The following is a 20,093-nucleotide window of genomic DNA, read 5'->3' as shown; positions in this document are numbered from 1 at the left end:
CTCAACCCTTCATCAAAAAAACGATATGTTATTTTTTTATATTCCAGCATTATTGCTGATCTTGAGTTCACTTGCCTATTGGCAGGGGCGGGCAAAAGCCTTTGCTTTGAGTACGCAAAAAAGGGAAGGAAGTACTAGGCTCCACTCCAGGCCGACCTATTATGGACTCTTAGCTGCTTTTTGGTGTGGTATTCCAGGACTGCTGCTCTACCTGTCCTGGCTGGCAGCGTCTGATTGGATGTTGACCCGCTTTGTCTTGCAGAGCCTTCCAGAAGGGATGCAGAATCTCTCGCCAGATGAGTTAAACCTGCTCCTCAATGACCTGCATAATCTTATTTCAGGTCATCAGGCTGCTGGTAATATTGATCCGGCAATGCAGGCAGCAGCTGATTTTTATCTCCGCTTGCAGTCCATCAGCTCCATCGCCCTTGCTGTGGTTATTCTGGTGACGTCCATTATCGCCTTTGTGTTGATCTATCGCCGAATCCAACCCACCTTACGTGCCCGGAATCATGTGGAGCGCATTATCCGGTATCTGCTCATTGGTTGCTCAACCCTGGCTATCTTCTGCACAGTTGGTATTGTTCTTTCTGTCCTTTTTGAGTCCATTCGTTTTTTTCAGCATATTTCTGTGACAGACTTTCTTTTTGGCCTGAAGTGGAGTCCTCAGATGGCCATGAGGGCGGATCAGGCAGGGAGTTCCGGAAGTTTTGGGGCAGTACCAGTCATGGCAGGTACCTTTATGATTACCAGCATTGCCATGTTGGTGGCTGTGCCCATAGGTTTGCTGTCAGCCGTGTATTTATCAGAATATGCCGGGCCTGCCTTTCGGGGTGTTGTCAAACCGCTTCTGGAAATTTTGGCCGGGATCCCCACTGTTGTCTATGGTTTTTTTGCTGCCCTGGTTGTTGCTCCCTTTCTTCGCCAGGCCGGGACCTTTATCGGGCTTGATGTTTCTTCGGAAAGTGCTCTGGCTGCCGGATTGGTTATGGGAATCATGATTATTCCCTTTATTTCTTCCCTTTCTGATGATGTGATCAACGCTGTTCCCCAGGCCTTGCGCGATGGATCCTATGGTTTAGGAGCTACCAAGAATGAGACAGTGATCCAGGTTGTACTGCCTGCTGCCCTGCCGGGTATTGTGGGCGGGGTGCTGTTGGCCGTGTCCCGGGCCATTGGTGAGACCATGATCGTGGTTATGGCAGCTGGTCTTTCGGCAAATCTTACGGCTAATCCTCTGGAAGCAGTGACCACAGTGACGGTACAGATTGTGACCCTGTTGGTTGGTGATCAGGAGTTTGATAGCCCGAAGACTATGGCAGCCTTTGCTCTTGGTCTCCTGCTCTTTATCGTGACCTTGATTCTGAACGTTATTGCCTTACATATTGTTCGGAAATATCGCGAAGAGTATGAATGAGGGAGTATAAGAAGGGATGGCTGGGGTGATACGAAAGGAAGAGACAGAACAGCGAGTTCTGTCTCCCTTCAGATGCCTTTTGGTTCAGGATCGCCCCAGACCGGTTAAGCCAAGGCTGTTGTATCGCTCATTGGATCAAACGAAATTTCCATGGAGCGGACCGGGCAAACAGGCACACAAAGACCGCAGGCAGTGCATTTTTCTGGATCAAAAATGACTTCCATTCCAGGCCGCTGAATATATAAGGCTGCAACCGGGCAAATGCCAGTACAGGCTCCGCATTGATAGCATTTGTTTTCATCTCGATGAACTTTGCCAGCAAGGCGTTCTGCCTGTACACCAAGCGACTTCAGGTAGTCAAGGCTATCAGTGACTTTTTCTTTTTGTCCCTTGAGTTCCACCACCATGATACCGTCCCGTTGGGGGCGGATATCTGCTTTCAGGATGTTAAATTCGACTTCATAACGTTGAATCAGATGATAGATAACGGGCTGGCTTGAGGTCTCTTTGGGATAACGGAGAAAATATATTTTGGTCATTGTACCGTAGCATGTTGAAGGTTCAGGAGTTTTTACTGTACTCCAGATAGGTTAAATCAGCTTTTCAACAGACCTAAGAGTTCTTGTAAGAGCTTTTCTGGCTCCGCCTCAGTATCAATATATGTGATCTGCTGAGGAGTGAGTTCATCAGGCTGCTCAAATTTTTCCCGTTGCTGGACAAAGATTTCCCACCGTCCGTCTGAAACAGCAGTGGGATCCTGGCCCCGCAGAGTAAGACGACGCTGGGTTTCCTTTTCAGAACAGGAGCAAAGAAAGAAGCGTATCTTGGCTTGAAGGGAAGCAGCCCACTCACTGACCTTATGCCGCTCCGTTTTCGTACTGTAGGAACCGTCTAGAACAACACCTAGCGCCCCCTTACTAAGATCCTGAGCTGCTCTGTTTAACATGGTTTGATAGGTTTTTTTCGTGAACTCAGGAGTGTATATCCCCTGCCCCATGCCATCAGATCGGCGTTCATTGCCAGCTATCCCTGCCAGTTCTTTGCGGACTCTGTCCGTATTATAATAGGGAAGGTTTTGCTTTTCGGCAAAGAGTTCAGCCAGGGTTGATTTTCCCGAGGCAATCAGACCAAAAAAGATGTAGAGGGTAGGCTGCTCTGTTTTTTGTTTATCCGTCATCACGCTAAAGTATTTTTTATTCCTCCCTCCTCAAAGGAAGGGGGAGGGATGCGAGTTATATGAACGTACCGGGTGAATCCTGGAGTCGCCCAGCATTCAGCTTGTATGTTTTTGTCCCTTCCCTAATGAATTAAGGAATTTAATAGAAATATTCTATCCATTATTGTGAGTGCCGTAAGGGCACGGCGCGCCGTGCCCTTACAATGCATTACCTGAAAAAGCAAGGGATGCAAATTATGCTGTATAGCTCTCGGCCAAAGCAAAGTATTTGGCAGCCGCTTCCAGGCAGCTTTTTTTCACTGCCTCATCCACAGCCGGGTCAGCAGCTGTAAACAGGCCAATTTTTCCCCGGACATAAGCGCGATAGCATTTATAAAAATTCAGCATTTCTTTGAGAGTGGTATCACCAGCCTGCCGGCAGAATTGATCAATGCAGTAGTTGGACAGGTCTTGCAGCCCGTGTAAATCCAGATCCATTGCTAAGAATCCGATATCGCTGGCTATGTCGCAGTAGCGGAAGCGGCGATTGAATTCGATGCAATCGTAGATATAGACCTGGTCAGCAAGACAGATATTTGCCGAGTACAGGTCACCGTGGCAGTCGCGGATATTGCCGCCTTTAATGCGCTGGTTAAAGAGTTTTTCTTGCTTGAGGAATTCTTTGGACCAGGAAGATATTTTATCAAATTGTTCCTGACTGAGAGCGCTGTTTGTATCATTACTGATAAAGTCCTTGGTTTGGTCAAAATTTTCCAGCACATTGACAGCAACAGATTCAGCCGTGCCATATCCGTCTATTTCATCGGTGCGGTCAGCCTTCTGGTAAAAAGGTATGAGTTTGGCAACAATGGCATCAATATGAGCGAGGTCGAGCTGACCAGCCTGAATCAGGTTGCCCATCATTTTGTCTTCCGGCATTCTGGCCATTTTTACTGCGTATTCAATGATGTCGCCGCTTCCATTCAGGCTATATTTATCACCTTCCTGGGTCACGGTGACCAGATCAAGGTAGATCTCAGGACAAAGGCGTCGATTGAGCTGGAGTTCCTGTTGGCAGCATTGTTGCCTTTTTTCCAGGGTGGAAAAATCAAGAAAGCCAAAATCTACAGGTTTTTTGAACTTGTAGACATGATCGCCTGTAAGCAGAACAAAGGAGATATGGGTTTGCACCAGTTGGACAGAGTCTTTGGGGCAGGTTGCCTGTTCTGTTGCCAGCAGGGCGGATATAAATTCGGGAAGATTATCGTTTGCCATTGGTATGTCTTTTAGGATAAATTTTTGCGTTTAAAGTTGAGTTGAAACTTGAGTGTAAAGTTTTTGGGTGAAAAATACAAGAGTGGTTATTTATCTGGAAACCAACGGTTCAGGGTTATTACCAGCTCTTCCTGGTTCAGGGGTTTGGTGAGATAATCATCCATGCCAGCGGTAAAGCATTTTTCTTTATCACCGCTCATGGCGTTAGCAGTCATGGAGATAACCAAACGATGTTTGCCGTGCAGTCTCAGTCTGAGATTGCTGATCAGGTTGTTATCCATTTTATCAGCAATATGAGGGTCAATTTCTTTGCCTTCTTCGCAGGCCCGGATAATTCGGGTAAATTGATAGCCGTCCAGTTTGGGCATTTGCACATCTGTCAGGATGAGATCAAATTGATCTTCCAGAATAATGTGTAAGGCTTCAATACCGTCAACAGCCTCAACAACTTCATGTTTGAATTTTTCCAGCACAACCCGAATCAAAAAGCGATTTGCCGCATTATCTTCCACCAGCAAGACCCGAACAGGGCGAATGTTCATTATTTCAGAGCTGCTCTTTTTCTGGCGTGTTATTTTTTCCTGAGAGCTTGTGGCAAACATTGCGGTGAACGAAAAAGTGCTGCCTTTGCCGTACTCGCTCTCCACATTGATTGTACCGTCCATGAGTTCACAGAGCTGACGGCAGATGGCAAGGCCAAGGCCGGTACCGCCGAATTTTCTTGAAACAGAGCTGTCTGCCTGGGAAAAAGCACTGAAGATCGAATGTATTTTTTCCTTTTTAATGCCAGCTCCCTGGTCAGTGACTGCCACACGCAGGGTGATTGTTTCAAGGCCAGCATGCACTAAGGTCACATTGATACGAATGGTCCCTTTTTCAGAAAATTTTATTGCATTACTGAGCAGATTGAGGATGATCTGGCGAAAACGCAGACTATCACCAGCAACAGCAACAGGAACATCAGGGGCGATTTCCAGGGTAATCCCAAGCCCTTTTTCTTTTGAAAGAATGGAAACCGTTCGCATGGCTGCTTCAATAGTCTCTGCAAGAACAAAGGGATGTTCATCCAGTTCCATTTGTCCGGCTTCAATCTTGGAAAAATCAAGAATATCATTGATCAAAGCCAAGAGTGAATCAGCTGACAGTTTAACGGTTTCCAGGTAACTCTTTTGCTGCGGGTCAGAGGCTTTTTCCAGGGCAAGATCAGTCATTCCCATGATCGCACTCATTGGTGTCCTGATCTCATGGCTCATATTGGCGAGAAAGACTGATTTTGATTGGGAGGCAGCTTCTGCTTTCAGACGAGCTGTTTGTAATTGCTGTCGCATCTGGAGCAGCTCAAGCTGAGTATTGATCCTGGCCCGCACAACCTCCAGTTTAAAGGGTTTGGTGATAAAGTCAACAGCTCCGGCATCAAGCCCTTGCAGCTCATCGCTCTCCTTATCCAGCGCACTGAGGAAAATAACCGGAATATTTCTTGTTTGATCATTTTCCTTGAGACGGCGGCAGACTTCATAGCCATTAATTCCAGGCATCATGATATCCAGAAGGATGAGGTCTGGTTTTGGTTTTTGAACAGCAAGTTCCAGACCCTGCACACCACTTGTTGCAACCTTTATTTTATATTCAGAGGACATAGCTTCCCCGAGGAGCATCAGGTTGTCGACTATATCGTCAATAATAAGAAGGGTGTGTTGTTCATTCATGTAGAGAATCAGGCACAGGCCGCACTGCTTGTTTTCCGTAGCTCTGGGTCTATTATCCCGCTTCCAGAGGCAGGATGGGTTTTGGTGGCAAAAGTGTCTTGGTTGTAAAAAAGAGCATCTGTTGCACTTTTTACCTCATAAGGTATGCTGCATCTTATAATACTCTACTATAATGTTGGCACCAGTGCAACGGATGGAAAGAGCAGGCTGATGTTTTTCGTATCTTGTTTGCAATAAGGAAGAAAAGAGGAGATGGAGACTTACCTGTTTTTAAGGTTTGCGGCCTTGAGCAGGGCAAGCTCCGGGGCATCAGCAGGCAGTTGTGTATTTTCTTTTTTTTCCGCCAGCTCGGAAAGGATGCGGTTGGCAAGCATTTTGCCCAACTGAACCCCCTCCTGGTCAAACGAATTAATATTCCAGCAAAAACCCTGCATAGTAATTTTATGTTCATAGAGAGCCAGCAAAGCCCCCATGCTGTACGGGGTCAGCTGGTCGGCAATGAGCAGGGAGTTGGGACGGTTTCCTGAAAAAGATTTGTTGGGGTTTGCAGCTGGTCTGCCTGCGGCCAGGGCTAAGGACTGTGCAAGCATATTGGCCAGTAATTTTTGTTGTGAGGTTGAGTTGTTGACTACAATATCCTGCTGATATTGAGAGGAACGAAAGCCGATAAACTCAGCAGGCACAATTTCAGTCCCCTGATGGAGCAATTGATAAAAGGCGTGCTGACCATTGGTACCAGGTTCTCCCCAGACAATGGGGCCGGTTTTCCAGGAGACTGGTTTACCTGATCTGCTGACCTGTTTACCATTGCTTTCCATATCGCATTGCTGGAGATGAGCAGGGAAACGGAGCAGGGCCTGACTATAGGGAAGGATGGCAAGGGTATTATAACCCAGGAAGTTTCGGTTCCAAATGCCCAACAGGGCCATCAACAAGGGAAGGTTTTGTGTGATATCCTCTTGCTCTCCTGCAAGGTCAGCAGCATTGCCTCCTCGTAAGAGTTCCAGGAAGTTTTCATAGCCCAGAGCAAAGGCCAGGGTCACTCCACCAACCATAGAAGTGGCAGAGTAGCGTCCCCCGATATAATCGTACATATGGAATGCAGCCAGGTATTGGTCTGGATCATCCATGGGACTGCCTTGACCTGTGACAGCAATCATATGTCGGGCAGGATTAAGTCCGGCAGCAGTCAGGGCAGAGCGCACCAGTTGTTCGTTGGTCAGGGTCTCCAGGGTAGTTCCGCTCTTGGAAACCACATTGACCAGGGTTCTGGAAAGGTCAATTCCTGAGAGGACATCAGCAGCATCGTCAGGGTCAACATTGGCAATAAAACAGGCCTGACGTCCGTGTTGGCAGTACGGTTTCAAAGCCTGATAAAGGGCACGGGGGCCAAGATCTGAGCCGCCGATTCCCACCTGTACCATTGTGGTAAAAGACTGGCCCTGGTGATTGGTAATTATCCCTTTGTCGAGATCAGTCAGGAATTTTTGCAGACGAGCAAGCTGTGTTTTGGCCTCAGCAGTTGCCTGGGAAGCACATGGGGTCTGGGTAAAAATATCCCGACAGGCAGTATGGAGGGCCGGGCGATCTTCACTCTCATGACCGATAATCTTGTTCATGATGGCCCCGGATTTCATGGCCTTGAACTGTTCAACCAGGCAGGCTTCATCAGCGAGTTCCTGTAAGGTCTGCATAACCTTTTTGTCGACTCGCTGGGTACTGTAGAGAAAGTCAAAGCCACAGGCAGAGGTGCGATAGGAGGCTATGCGTTCAGGAGGAAGGCTGGTTGGGTCAGTAAGAGAATACGGGGTCTGAGCCAGTTGTTCCAGTTTTTGCACGGCCTTCATCTTGCCAAAATCTTTAAAAAGATCCATTCCTGTCCTCCTGATTTTTTTTCAATTTGGAGCCTGGGCTACAAGTTTTCATATCCTTTTTTACATTTCCAGAAGCAATAGGCCTTGGGAGTAGAGGTAACCCATTGAAACCAAAGAGCCAATAATTCCCAGCCAGACATCGTCCCAACTCCAGAGTTTTTTACTCCACAGGTCAAGTCCTTCTTTGACAATGGTTACGGTGATTCCAGAGGCATAGAAGGGTGGCCAATACACACCCAGCAGGGTTAAGATAAAGCCCCAGAAAAAATGGAGTTGCAAATCCCATCGAAAAATCCGCATGACCACGACAGCAGCACGCTGATACCATTGGAGTAGGTTCATTATCGTATAAAATCCTTTTTTATTGCGTTGCTCTTGTTTTCATGTCCTGAATCACAGCAGCATAATCATCCTGACTATAGACGGCAGATCCAGCAACAAAGATATTTGCCCCGGCTTCAGCCATTGCTCCGATGGTCTTGGGACTGATCCCACCGTCAATTTCTATGCCTGCATCCGGATTGACCTTGTCCAGCATAGCCCGCAGAGTACGGCATTTTTTCAAGGTGGATTCAATAAATCCCTGGCCGCCAAAGCCTGGATTGACACTCATCAACATCACCAGGTCCAGCTCTTCAAGGACATAATCCAGGGTGGATAATGAGGTTGCCGGGTTGAGGACAGCACCGGCTTTTTTCCCCAGGCTGCGAATGAAATTCAAGGTGCGGTGGAGATGGGTACAGGCTTCCACATGCACGGTGATCCAGTCTGCACCGGCATCGGCAAAGTCTTTGATATAGCGATCCGGGTCAGTAATCATGAGGTGGACATCCAGGGTCAGATCTGTGACCTGGCGTGCTGCGTCGACCACTAAAGGCCCGATGGTGATATTGGGGACAAAATGACCATCCATCACGTCAATATGAATGACTTCGGCACCAGCTTTTTCAACGGCCCGGATTTCATCACCGAGTTTGGAAAAGTCAGCTGAGAGGATGGAAGGGGCTATCATAAGATTCTTCATTTGGGTGAACCTTGTGGCACATGACCAATAATATTTTTCAGCGTCAAACATGGACGATTATATGTGAATTATCCGCTTATAGTAACAGAATATATCAAATGTGTCTATGTTCGTTGTTCACAGTGTGCTTAAAAATGTGGTTTCCTGTGCTCCCTCTCAAGCTGAAATGTCATGGGGTAGAGTATGAATTATAAATCAGTTCTTCTGTCGCAAAACCAAGTTTTTGGGCCTGGGCAACAAAACGATCCAGTAGTTTTTGGTCTACGGTTGGTGTGCGTGCCAGTAACCAGAGGTAGGAAGTGTCTGGGCCAGAAACAAAGGCGTATTGATAATTTTCCCTGTCCAGCTCAAAAATTACATAGGAACCATAAAAAGGGCCAAAAAAGGAAACCTTGAGATACCCTGTGTTCGGTTCCTCAACAAAAAAGGCCTTGCCGGTAGCTTTTTTCCATTTGTTTTCTGCGGTCAGGAAACCACGGTTGGTCACTGAGACCCCACCGTCTTCCCGTAAAGAGTACTCTGCAATGACCTGTTCCATGCCTCGCTCAAAGGAGTGATCAAGGCGAGCAATTTCATACCATGTGCCCAGGTACCTGTTGATCTCAAAATTTTTGACCGGTCTAACCGATGCGGGCATTCCAAGACAGCCGCCCAGGCATAATGTTGTAGCAAAAAGGAAGAATTTTTTAGCCCTGAAAGGTAGTTTCATTCTGTCTAATCTCCTGTTTATGGAAAGAAGTTGTTGAGTTAGATTTTTTGTACGAATAATCAGTTAAATAGTTGCGGTGTTAGAGTTCTGTTTTTTTGTTGGCGCAGAGGGAAAAAAGTTGACAAAAATTCAAAAATGATTATATATATAATATATAGATTTAATACTGATCCAGTATCTGAAAATACCACTACGGGGGACGAATATGCAACAATCAGTAGCAATCCTTTTTTTCATCTCCTTTCTTCTTCTTGCCAATTCCGTTTATGCCACAGGTGTGTGTCTCAAGGGGTATGGAGAGACCCCTGATGAAGCATTTAAAGTAGGGGCGAATCTTTTAAAAAAGAAGGCTGACGAGTTGGGAAATGAGTCGCTTTTGGAAAAACTTCAGATCCGCATTTTGCCTGAAAAGAAAAAAGACCTTTATACAGTATTGGTTTATTCTATGGATACGCAAACCTCTTGTGATCTTCCACAGAAGCCTCAACCAGCAAAGGCAGATCAAGCGAACTGTACAAAGAATATCTGCACCATCTGATCAATGAGCATTCCATGTCCTTGGCAACGTCACCTCAGATATCTTCCTTCAGATTCAGGTTTTGCTTTGTAAAAACTCCTATGAGGAGAAACCGCCCTTTTTTAGAGGATCAATCTCTATTTGGTAGCGATTGATCCTTCTTTTCTTCACCTTACTCTACACAATCAGTCCGGTTTTCACACAGTTTTTTGATCTTTTTTTGTAACCCCATGCTCTCAGCGGCTTTGTTCTGTTTGAAGTTGAAGGGAATCTCTGTTATACATCTGTATGTGTTATGCGGGGCAAGTCTTTTCCTGACTTAGGGGAGTGATCGAGATCCCATCGTTTTAACAAAGAGCAGAAAATTTGTGGAGAAATTCATGCATATTTTAGTTACCGGCGGGGCCGGATATATCGGCAGTCACACCTGTCTGGAGTTACTGGAAAGCGGTTATGAAGTCACTGTTCTTGATAATCTCTGCAATGCGAGCCGGGAGGGGTTACGGCGGGTGGAAAAGCTCACCGGGAAAACCCTTAATTTTTTTCAGGTTGATTTGCTGGATGCTGATGCCCTGGATATGGTGTTTCGGCAGAATGCTGATGCAACAGCAGTGATCCATTTTGCCGGACTCAAGGCTGTGGGCGAGTCTGTGGAAAAGCCTCTGCTATATTATCAGAATAATCTGACGGGCACGATGAATCTGTGTCAAAGTATGCAACAGCACGGGATCAGGAATATGGTCTTTAGTTCGTCAGCCACGGTGTACGGCGACCCTGCTTCGGTTCCGATTACTGAGGATTTCCCTCTGCTGGCCTGCACCAATCCCTATGGGCGAACCAAAGCCATGATTGAGGATATCCTGCGTGATCTCCATGTTGCGGATGAGGAATGGAATATCAGTCTACTCCGCTATTTTAATCCTGTGGGTGCCCATGCAAGCGGGGAGATCGGTGAAGATCCCAATGGTCTTCCCAACAATCTGATGCCTTATATCTCTCAGGTTGCAGTGGGAAAACTGGACCAACTTTCTGTCTTTGGCGATGATTATCCCACCCCGGACGGGACTGGCGTCCGCGATTATATTCATGTGGTTGATCTTGCCAAGGGCCATCTCTGCGCCTTGGAGAAATTGACAGAAAATCCAGGTGTGGTTACCTATAATCTGGGCACCGGCCAAGGGTATTCTGTATTGGAGATGATCAGGGCCTTTGAAAAGGCTTCTGGAAAAAAGGTACCTTATACTATAACGCCACGTCGACACGGGGATATCGCCCAATGTTATGCCGACCCCTCCTTTGCGGCCCAGGAGCTGGGCTGGAAGGCGGAAAAAGGTCTTGATGCCATGTGTGCTGATGCCTGGAACTGGCAGTCCAAGAATCCTCATGGGTATGCCGGGTAATTTATCAATCTCTTATCAGGGAGCAAAAAGAAAAAATGTCTTTTAAAGACGACGAATCCTGCGGATGCGAAGGGCATGCGCCGCCAGTCAACCTGGAGGTTGATCCTATCCCTTCCATTGTTAATCAGCTGACAGAGGGCTTTATCTCAAAAAGATGGTCCAGTCATATTGAGCCGGTTCCCATCCCCACCAAAAAAGAGGTGGTTGATCTGGTGCTCCAGGCCCAGCGGGTCATGTTTCCTGGTTATTTCAGCTCCACCATGCTCAATCCTTCCGGCCTGGAATATCATCTTGGTCATAACATGACGATTCTTTACAGGAATTTAATCCGGCAACTCAGTTCAGCCATTCGCCATGACTGCTTTCGCCATAATCAGCCCTGTTCCGATTGTAATGCACGGAGCCATGAATTGGCAGGGCGATTTATCCGAGAGCTACCAAAGATCAGGGAGACCCTGGAAATGGATATTCAGGCGACTCTGGACGGCGATCCGGCAGCTCGTAATGCGGATGAGGTGATTTTTAGTTATCCTGGATTTTTTGCCGTGTTTGTTTATCGCCTGGCTCATATCCTGTTTACTCTGGACATCCCTATTTTACCAAGAATTCTCAGTGAATATGCTTACCATCGTACCGCCATTGATATCCATCCTGGTGCAGATATTGGCGAGTCTTTTTTTATTGATCATGGCGCAGGCGTGGTGGTTGGAGAGACCTGTGTTATCGGCAATCGGGTGCGTTTATACCAGGGCGTGACCCTTGGGGCCTTGTCTCTCCCTAAAGGAGCAGGAAAGAAGCTGCGTGATACCAAACGTCATCCAACCATTGAGGATGATGTGATTGTTTATGCAAGTGCCATTATTCTTGGCGGTGATACCGTGGTCGGGGCCCGCTCCATAGTGGGCGGTAATGTCTGGCTGACCAAGAGTATTGGCCCGGATACCAAGGTCTTAGTGAAGCAGCCCGAGCTTGTGTATGGAGGAAAGGATGAGTAATATTCTGAATTCGATGAGGAAGAGCACTATTGAAGACGTTTGACAGTACAGAACCAAGAGAGCGGAAAAGGTATAGCCGACCATATATGATTGCATGGTTGCTTGTTTTTTTTGCTTTAAGTTTGGACAATGATTGCCGGGCCATGGGCAATCTTTTTGGAGAAGAAATCACCTGGAAAGGGTATAAGGAAGGATTAGCCCAGGCTGCGAGAGAAGGGAAGTCTGCCATTATTATCTTTTACTCCGAATCCTGCACTGCCTGTAAGAAATATAAAAGGGTGTTTCAGGACAGCAGTATTGTAGAAGCCTCAAAATCCTTTGTCATGATCCGTGTGAACACCCGGCAGTATCCCCGGCTGAGTGCCAAATATCAGTTTGACGGCAAGTATGTACCCAGAACCTTAGCGCTCTTTCCTGACGGCAAAATAATGCATCATCTCTACCCTTCCAAACGATATAAGTATTTTGTCGGACTTGAGCCGGATAACCTGTTGCGCCTGATGAAAAAGGCCCAGGAGGAGATAGGACGTTAGTCCTGCTTGCCTTTATGAGTCAACAAAGAGAGCTATTCCCTGTACCGCGAAAAAAAGAAGTCTACCTGATTGACGGCAGTGCCTATATATACCGGGCCTATCATGCCATCAGACCCCTGACCAACAGCAACGGTCTGCCCACCCATGCTGTCTATGGTTTCACCACAATCCTGCGCCGTCTTTTGCGGGAAAAAGAGCCGGAACACCTTGCTGTGGCCTTTGATACCAGGGGACCGGTTTTTCGTCATACGATTTCAGCGGAGTATAAGGCCAATCGCCCGCCCATGCCCGAGGATTTGGTGCCCCAGATTCCCTATATCCATAAGATCGTGGATGCCTATAATCTGTTGAGCATGTCGGCAGATAATCTGGAGGCAGATGATCTGATCGCCTCAGCAGCCCAGCTGTTGGTGGAACAGGGCTGCAAGGTGGTGATCGTTTCCGGGGATAAGGATCTCTTACAGCTTGTCTCTGAGGACATCACCATGTGGGATCCCATGCATGATCGACTCATGGATGCGGCTGCGGTGGAAGAGAAATACGGTCTCGGCCCGAAACAGTTGCTGGATTATTTTGCCTTGGTCGGTGATTCGTCAGACAATATCTCCGGCGTCCCAGGAGTTGGGCCCAAGACCGCCCAGAAACTGCTTGCGGAATATACGACCTTGGAGGGGCTGTATGAGCAGATCGACGGCCTAAAAAAATCCAAGATGAAAGAACGGCTTATTGCCCATAAGAAGGACGCCTTTCTTTCCCGTGATCTGGTGCGCTTAGAGGAAAAGGCCGAGGTGGCAGCGGATCTCCAGGCCTATCAGGTCGTTGAAGCTGACCCGGATACCCTGCGGGACCTGCTCACCGAGCTGGAGTTTTTCACCCTGCTCAAGTCTGAGGTGCCTGCGGCCAAGGTGGCCACAGAGGGATTTGTCCTGGTTCGGCAAAGGGAGGAGCTGGAGCAGCTTGTAGAACTGCTTGGGAAACAGCTGCAAGGGGCTGGGCAGCTGGTGCTGGATACGGAAACCACTTCCCTTGATCCCTTGCAAGCGGAATTGGTCGGGGTATCACTTTGCACAGAGACAAAACAGGCTTGGTATCTGGCCTGCGGTCATCGGGATAGTGAGGGGGAACTGTTGCCGGACCAGCTGACAGTGCAGGATATTGTTGATCTCCTCGGTCCCTTGCTCACCGATCCTGACCTTGCCAAAATCGGTCATAACCTCAAATACGATTACGCCATTCTGGCTGCCCTGCAGAACGGTGGGATTCGTTTAGCTGGCCCCTTGTATGATACTATGCTCGGGGCCTGGTTGCTTGAGCCTGGTCGGCGATCTTATAAACTGGATGATCTGTGCCAGGAAATCGATCTGAAACTCACGCCTTTCAGCGAAGTGGTAGATGGAGATAAATCCTCAGATGCCTTTTGCCGGGTTGCTCCCGATATTGCCAAAAATTACAGTTGCGAGGATGTCTTTGGCAGTCTGCGTCTCTTTGAAGAACAACGGCCTGAGCTGGAAAAACAGGAATTGTGGACACTCTTCAGTGAGGTGGAAGGGGCCTTAATTCCGGTGTTGGCCGCAATGGAAGAGACCGGGATACTGCTGGATAAAGAGGTGCTGCAAGGCCTGACCAAGGAATTTGGTGCCCGGATGGATGAGCTGGAGCAGGAGATCTATGCCTTGGCTGGACATGCCTTTAATATCAATTCGTCGCAACAGCTGGCAGAGGTACTCTTTGATGAGCTGGGCCTGCCCAAGGGCCGCAAGACCAAGACAGGCTATTCCACGGATGTGAAGGTGCTGGAAAAGCTCTCCCATAAACATGAACTGCCGGCCCGGATTCTTCGCTTCCGTAATCTGGCGAAACTGAAGTCCACTTATGTGGATAAATTGCAGACCCATATCAGCCCGGTGACCGGGCGGGTTCATTCTTCCTTTAACCAATGGGGCACGGCCACGGGTCGTCTCAGCTCCAGTAATCCTAATTTGCAGAATATTCCTATTCGTACTGAGGAAGGTCGCCGGATTCGTTCTGCCTTTATTGCGCCGCCGGGTAGTCTGCTGCTGTCAGCGGATTACTCCCAGATTGATCTGCGGGTTTTGGCCCATTACAGCCAGGATCAGGCTTTATTGGAGGCTTTCAGAGGGCAAGGGGATATCCATAGTCAGACCGCAGCTGAGATCTTTCAGGTAGCTCCGCAGCTGCTCACCGGAGAGATGCGGCGGGTGGCGAAGAGTATCAACTTCGGCATTGTCTACGGCATGTCCGCCTTTGGCTTGTCAGCACAGCTCGGGATCAGCCGTAAGGATGCCCAGACCTTTATTGACCGTTATTTTGTCCATTACCCGGGGATTCAGCAATTTATGGATGATATTATGGATCAGGCACGGGCGGACGGCTATGTTACTACCTTGCTGGGGCGACGGCGGCAGCTTCCGGAGATCAATGTGAGCAATCGGAATCGTCGTCAGTTTGCCGAGCGGATGGCTATTAATACGCCTATTCAGGGGACAGCCTCGGATATCATCAAGCTGGCTATGATCAAGGTGCATGAGGAGTTGCTTACACAAAAGGCCCAGGCCAAATTGCTGCTTCAGATCCATGATGAGTTAGTGCTGGAAGTGCCAGAGGATGAACAGGAGTCTGTTGCTGCTATGGTGAAGGCGACGATGGAGTCAGTCATGAAGCTGGATGTTCCGCTCAAGGTGAATACTGAGGTTGGGCCGAGTTTGGATAAGGGGGAGTGAGGTCATTCAGAAGTGAATCCTTGGATAAATTTTGTGCAAACGCAGGTGGAAAATCGGGGGCAAGCCCCGATTCAGGTCTGGTACAGCAACCAAATCTCAGCAAACCAAAATCATCCTCTGCTCACTGCTCTGCTTCCTCCTTTTTCCCCGCCCCAGAGATAGCCTCCTTGTACTCTGGTGTATCAACATGGCATTTGGTGCAGTCTGCTTTGAGATCAAAAGCCAAGGTTCCGTTATGGCAGGCTCCGCAGTATTTACCGTCATACATGGCTTCCATGGTAAAATCAGCCTGTTCACCGGTGCTGCCCGTCTTCATGTCAAAGAGCTTCATATGACACTCGTTGCAGGCCAGGCCGAGTTCCTTATTGTGTAAGGCGTGATCAAAAAGGACTTTGACCGTTTTTTTAAGGAGAATAGTATTCGGGGGATTGACGTCATTACCATGACAGCGTTTACATTTGGCTTCATCCTGAATGCTGAAGGCTCCAGTTCCGTTATGGCAGGCACCGCAGTATTTTCCCTCCCGGAATGAGATCTTATTGAAATCACCACTGGCCTTGGCACGACTGGCTGACATCTCAAAAATTTTATTATGGCAGTCAGTACATTGCAGGCCTGCGCTGGTCACATGGGCCTTATGGCTGAATAACCCGATTGCATAATCAGGGAAAGCATCAGTCTGCTTTGTTGGACTCTCGTTCGCTACAGCTTCCTGATGGCTACTTATTCCAGTAATGACAAAGAGAGTGTTGATAGAACTCAGCAGGGTGAGAGCCATTATTACTTTGTTGAATTTCATTCTTATTTCCTCCAACCTGTTCGTTGATGATGAAAAAAACGGACTCGTTTTCTCGAGCCTCCTGATCCGATGAAAGCGCAGCCTGTTACCAGCAAACTGAGTACAGCGGCTAAGAGCATGACGAATTTTCGTGATTCCATGAGATCCTCCTCTTGTATTAAGGTGATAGGGTAATCGTATTTTTTATGCACTTGGGCGGTATTCAAAAATCTTTCCCTTGAGTTCCTGACCAGCCTCCAGAGTTACATAAGGGCAAGGGGAACTGTACCAACTGTTGACCTGAAAAGCTCCAGGATTAATGATCAGCTTGCCTGCAACGTGCTTGCAGACCGGATCATGGGTGTGGCCGTAGATCACGCAATCCGCATCAGGGAAGACATCCCATATTCTGGATTCAATGGTATCTGCATATCTGCCCAGGGTGTAGCCATGAAGCAGGCCAATGGTAAAATTTCCCAGCTGAAAGCTTCGCTCTCTGGGCAGAGCAGTATGGCTTGTTTTGCCGCAACAGTTGCCGTGAACCGCATAGACGGTTTTATCTGAAAAGATATCCAGTACCGAGATATCAGTCAGGTCACCAGCGTGGATAATTACCTGGCAGTCGGCAAAACATTGCCGGACAGCATCAAGATATTCTCTGCTTGGTCGGTTCAAGTGGGTATCTGAAAGTATTCCTGCTGTGATTGTTTTTGTCATAGTTTTTCTTTCAGTTTATTCAAAAATATTCGCCTGCTGGGCCAAGCCGCCTGGTACCTTCCTCTCAAAATGTTCATACACCGCTGCGGTGGCCATGCGTCCGCGCGGGGTGCGCATGAGAAAGCCTGATTGGATGAGGAAGGGTTCGTAGACATCCTCCAGGGTGGTCTTTTCCTCACAGACCGCAGTAGCCAAGGTATCCAGGCCAATGGGGCCGCCCTGAAACTTATCAATCAGGGTGAGGAGGATACGGCGATCCATATCATCCAGGCCAAAGCGATCCACAGCCAGCATGTCCAGGGCCTTATCTGCCACCTCCTCAGTGACCACGGTGTGCCCTCCAACCTCGGAGAAATCCCGAACCCGCCGGAGGAGCCGATTAGCTATCCTGGGCGTACCCCGTGAACGACGCCCCAATTCCAAGGCACCAGCAGCATCAATTGCAATACCAAGGACTCCGGCTGAACGCTGAACAATGGTGACCAGCTCTTCCGGGCTATAGAATTCCAGGCGTAAGAGGACGCCAAATCGATCACGAAGGGGAGGGGTGAGCAGGCCAGTTCGGGTGGTGGCTCCGACCAAGGTGAAGCGGGGCAGATCAATCTTGACCGAGCGGGCCCCTGGCCCCTGGCCGATGACCAGATCCAGCTGATAATCTTCCATGGCCGGATAAAGGATCTCCTCCACCGCATGGTTGAGGCGATGTATCTCGTCGATAAAGAGCACATCGCCTGCCTGGAGACTGGTCAGGATGGCAGCCAGATCCCCGGAACGTTCAATCACCGGTCCAGAGGTTGTCTTGATGCCCGCACCCATTTCATTGGCGATGATATAGGCCAGAGTGGTCTTGCCCAGACCGGGAAAACCGTGGAACAGGACATGATCCAAGGCTTCACCCCGCTGGCGAGCAGCCTGGATAAAAACCTTTAGGCTCTGCTTGACCTGTTCCTGCCCGATATACTCCTCCAGCCGTTGGGGACGCAGATTGAGATCCGGCAGAGCATCGTCAATCTGCTTTTCTCCCTCAACGATCCGCTTGCCGCTGAGATCTTCCTCGTAATTCATGCCGTATACCTTGTTTTTTCGTAGCAGTTATTGCGACAAACCATAGGATGCCAGAACTTTTTTCCATTCAGGACTTTCTATTTCTTTCAAGAGCGCAATATTAACCTGTTTCAGCAAACGGGAATTTCGTGGGGCACTGAAGCTATAATAATCCGTGCCAAACTTATTTTCATGGAGTTGAATCTTGCTGTCTAAGTCATTCTCCTGAATAAGATGTTTAAGAATGGGTTCATCATAAATAAAGGTCTTAACTTTTCCAAAAGCCAGGGCGGTTACTCCTTCTTCTGTGCTTTTAAAGGCTCTGAAGCCGACATTATGGTTATTTAAGAATACAGCACTGCTGCTTTTTTTGACGGTGCCCACAGAGATTTTTTTGAGATCCTCTACTGTCTCAATCTGTAAACCGATTTTCTTCACAGTCAGGGTTGCAGCTATATTTGCGGTGAAACTGGAAATAATAATAACAGCCGTAAACATCCAGATAACCCCGATTACCCGTCCCAACAGGGTACGAGGGGATTTGTCGCCATACCCGACGGTTGTCATAGTGACCGCAGACCACCAGATACCGTGGCCCAGGCCCTTGACTCCGGTTTCAAACTCTTCATTGTGCTTTTTTTCTGCCAGCCAAACCAAAAAACCAAAGATCATGATAACAATGAAGAGCAAGGCGACCACCTTAAGAAAGTCCGCAGAAAAGAAATTTTTTAAAAAGGCATAGGTGGAGTTTTCCTGATCCGTTGCCACTGCCAGGGCCAGACTGGCAACGTAAAAAGGCTGGCTGAAATCCATTTTTTCTTCCCGTTCACTGGTGACGGAAAAGGGGTTAATGGAAAGATCCACCTGGCCGTTTTCAGTAGCCTCTAAGAGTTCAATAAAATTATATTCTTTAAACTTATAGGATATGCCCAGCTGCTTGGCGATTCTCTCCCAGAGTTCAATGGATAAACCTGTGTAGCCACCAGCCTCTGTCTCCATAATAAAAGGGGGCGTGATTTTGACGCCAATTGTTAAAGAACTGGTTAACGGACTGTCCCCGGATTCATTTTGGGCCTGGGCAATGCTTGTTCCGAGGAAGATGAGGAGAAAGATCAGGATTTTTTTCATGGTATTGTGTTGCGGGTAAAAATTATGGGGCTGTCAGGTATTGTATCCCTGTTTTTTATGCGAGGCTCCGCAGGGCATTGCGGATAAGTTCATCCACCTTCATCTCAGCAGTGCCTTCCGGGTCTGCCTGTTGGACAGAGCGCAGGGCCTGCCAGGCCGTTTCCTGGGGATATCCGAGGTTCACCAGAGCTGAGACCGCATCCTGCATGGCAAAGCCTTCACTACGGGGGGGGATAGTCGCGGCACTTCCCTTGCTCGACATAGCTTGGGACTGTTCTAAGGCAAGCTCACCTACCTTGTCGGCCAGTTCCATGCAAAGACGTTGGGCCGTCTTTTTTCCGACCCCGGACAGGGAGGTCAGGCGGGACAGGTCTTTCAGGTTTACAGCAGTGCAGAGTTCTGCCGGATCAATACCTGACAGGATGGACAGAGCCAGCTTGGGACCAACCCCGGAAACCCCGTTGAGCAAAAGAAAGAGTTTTTTCTGCTCCATATCTGTGAAGCCGTATAGAGTAATGGCATCTTCCCTAACATTGGTATGGATGTGGAGAAATGCTTTTTCTCCTGTTGGTGGCAGCTTATCATAGGTTCTGCTGGAGAGGAGAACCTCGTAACCCACGCCTTGTACGTCAAGAATGACTGAGGTTGGGTCCTTATGTTGAAGAAGTCCAGAGAGTGTTGCTATCATCGTATGTTTCCTTAAAGGCCGGACAAGATATGACCAGTTTGTTCGTTTTTGTGGTCTGATTATAACGAGTACGGGCAATCCGGCAATGTATTTCCCCTGTCTGCCCATCTCTCTCGTGTCCTTGCCTTATCCTGATCAGCAGAGGAAAATTACAAAACCTCCTGATGATGCTTGTAAAAAGATGCCGATTTCTATAATAAGTTAAATAAAAGGAGCGGTATTTCCGCAGGTTCAAGTAATAAGAAAAATAACAAAAGAGTAATACAGGCCCCTGACAGCCTTTTTCTGCTAGCTGGTTAATCTTTTAATTTTACACCAGAAAAAAATGGACATTTGAGATTTTTCTGGTATTAATGTAATAAAAAACGATTTGTCATTGGTAACCAAGGGA

General features: G+C 48.0%; 19 protein-coding genes. 6 read left to right on the top strand and 13 right to left on the bottom strand.

Annotated elements, in window-relative coordinates:
- Positions 1 to 25 precede the first annotated feature (25 nt).
- On the top strand, positions 26 to 1,417 hold the full coding sequence (gene pstC / locus L2082_RS05495) for a phosphate ABC transporter permease subunit PstC (protein WP_446009206.1): 1,392 nt from the start codon (positions 26 to 28) through the stop codon (positions 1,415 to 1,417).
- A 104-nt stretch (positions 1,418 to 1,521) separates the two neighbouring features.
- Here pstC and L2082_RS05490 read toward each other — a convergent pair whose 3' ends face one another.
- The 8 genes from L2082_RS05490 to L2082_RS05455 form a co-directional block, all read right to left on the bottom strand.
- On the bottom strand, positions 1,522 to 1,956 hold the full coding sequence (locus L2082_RS05490) for an NIL domain-containing protein (RefSeq protein ID WP_446009207.1): 435 nt from the start codon (positions 1,954 to 1,956) through the stop codon (positions 1,522 to 1,524).
- Positions 1,957 to 2,012: 56 nt separating this feature from the next.
- Positions 2,013 to 2,594: an AAA family ATPase gene (locus L2082_RS05485; protein ID WP_446009210.1), complete on the bottom strand. Its 582-nt coding sequence runs from the start codon at positions 2,592 to 2,594 to the stop codon at positions 2,013 to 2,015.
- Between the two features lie 234 nt (positions 2,595 to 2,828).
- Entirely contained in the window at positions 2,829 to 3,848 is a 1,020-nt protein-coding gene (locus L2082_RS05480) for a hypothetical protein (RefSeq protein WP_446009208.1), read from the bottom strand.
- 86 nt (positions 3,849 to 3,934) lie between these two features.
- Entirely contained in the window at positions 3,935 to 5,554 is a 1,620-nt protein-coding gene (locus tag L2082_RS05475) for a response regulator (protein ID WP_446011513.1), read from the bottom strand.
- 260 nt (positions 5,555 to 5,814) lie between these two features.
- Positions 5,815 to 7,428 carry a glucose-6-phosphate isomerase gene (locus L2082_RS05470; protein ID WP_446010229.1) on the bottom strand — a complete coding sequence of 538 codons (1,614 nt, stop codon included), beginning with the start codon at positions 7,426 to 7,428 and terminating at the stop codon, positions 5,815 to 5,817.
- 60 nt (positions 7,429 to 7,488) lie between these two features.
- The gene (locus L2082_RS05465) at positions 7,489 to 7,770 is read right to left on the bottom strand and encodes a hypothetical protein (protein WP_446010230.1); all 282 of its coding nucleotides are present in this window, start codon (positions 7,768 to 7,770) and stop codon (positions 7,489 to 7,491) included.
- 19 nt (positions 7,771 to 7,789) lie between these two features.
- Complete coding sequence (rpe, locus tag L2082_RS05460; RefSeq protein ID WP_446010231.1) at positions 7,790 to 8,452, bottom strand: ribulose-phosphate 3-epimerase; 663 nt, start codon at positions 8,450 to 8,452, stop codon at positions 7,790 to 7,792.
- 169 nt (positions 8,453 to 8,621) lie between these two features.
- Positions 8,622 to 9,161 (bottom strand): lipocalin family protein, encoded by a 540-nt coding sequence (locus L2082_RS05455; RefSeq protein WP_446010232.1) that lies wholly within the window; start codon positions 9,159 to 9,161, stop codon positions 8,622 to 8,624.
- 205 nt (positions 9,162 to 9,366) lie between these two features.
- On the opposite strand from L2082_RS05455, the gene L2082_RS05450 reads away from it, so the two are divergent.
- The 5 genes from L2082_RS05450 to polA all read left to right on the top strand — a co-directional run bounded on the left by L2082_RS05450 (position 9,367) and on the right by polA (position 15,347).
- Positions 9,367 to 9,699: a hypothetical protein gene (locus L2082_RS05450; protein ID WP_446010233.1), complete on the top strand. Its 333-nt coding sequence runs from the start codon at positions 9,367 to 9,369 to the stop codon at positions 9,697 to 9,699.
- Positions 9,700 to 10,058: 359 nt separating this feature from the next.
- Positions 10,059 to 11,078 carry a UDP-glucose 4-epimerase GalE gene (galE, locus tag L2082_RS05445; RefSeq protein WP_446010234.1) on the top strand — a complete coding sequence of 340 codons (1,020 nt, stop codon included), beginning with the start codon at positions 10,059 to 10,061 and terminating at the stop codon, positions 11,076 to 11,078.
- Between the two features lie 35 nt (positions 11,079 to 11,113).
- Positions 11,114 to 12,073 carry a serine O-acetyltransferase gene (locus tag L2082_RS05440; RefSeq protein ID WP_446011512.1) on the top strand — a complete coding sequence of 320 codons (960 nt, stop codon included), beginning with the start codon at positions 11,114 to 11,116 and terminating at the stop codon, positions 12,071 to 12,073.
- A gap of 86 nt (positions 12,074 to 12,159) precedes the next feature.
- Positions 12,160 to 12,606: a thioredoxin family protein gene (locus tag L2082_RS05435; protein ID WP_446010015.1), complete on the top strand. Its 447-nt coding sequence runs from the start codon at positions 12,160 to 12,162 to the stop codon at positions 12,604 to 12,606.
- A 14-nt stretch (positions 12,607 to 12,620) separates the two neighbouring features.
- Positions 12,621 to 15,347 carry a DNA polymerase I gene (polA, locus tag L2082_RS05430; RefSeq protein WP_446010016.1) on the top strand — a complete coding sequence of 909 codons (2,727 nt, stop codon included), beginning with the start codon at positions 12,621 to 12,623 and terminating at the stop codon, positions 15,345 to 15,347.
- Between the two features lie 121 nt (positions 15,348 to 15,468).
- Here the strand turns inward: polA and L2082_RS05425 are convergent, their stop codons facing one another.
- From L2082_RS05425 to ruvA, 5 genes are all read right to left on the bottom strand, one after another.
- On the bottom strand, positions 15,469 to 16,146 hold the full coding sequence (locus tag L2082_RS05425) for a c(7)-type cytochrome triheme domain-containing protein (protein WP_446010017.1): 678 nt from the start codon (positions 16,144 to 16,146) through the stop codon (positions 15,469 to 15,471).
- 183 nt (positions 16,147 to 16,329) lie between these two features.
- Positions 16,330 to 16,842 carry a metallophosphoesterase family protein gene (locus L2082_RS05420; RefSeq protein WP_446010018.1) on the bottom strand — a complete coding sequence of 171 codons (513 nt, stop codon included), beginning with the start codon at positions 16,840 to 16,842 and terminating at the stop codon, positions 16,330 to 16,332.
- A 15-nt stretch (positions 16,843 to 16,857) separates the two neighbouring features.
- Positions 16,858 to 17,907, bottom strand: coding sequence for a Holliday junction branch migration DNA helicase RuvB (gene ruvB, locus L2082_RS05415; RefSeq protein WP_446010019.1), 1,050 nt, complete (start codon positions 17,905 to 17,907; stop codon positions 16,858 to 16,860).
- Positions 17,908 to 17,934: 27 nt separating this feature from the next.
- Positions 17,935 to 19,014 (bottom strand): transporter substrate-binding domain-containing protein, encoded by a 1,080-nt coding sequence (locus tag L2082_RS05410; RefSeq protein ID WP_446010020.1) that lies wholly within the window; start codon positions 19,012 to 19,014, stop codon positions 17,935 to 17,937.
- Between the two features lie 55 nt (positions 19,015 to 19,069).
- Entirely contained in the window at positions 19,070 to 19,702 is a 633-nt protein-coding gene (ruvA, locus tag L2082_RS05405) for a Holliday junction branch migration protein RuvA (RefSeq protein ID WP_446010021.1), read from the bottom strand.
- Between the last annotated feature and the right edge of the window lie 391 nt (positions 19,703 to 20,093).

Source organism: Candidatus Electrothrix sp., from assembly GCF_052785085.1.
Note: the sequence above shows the minus strand (reverse complement) of the source record. Positions and strands in the feature narration are given on the sequence as shown.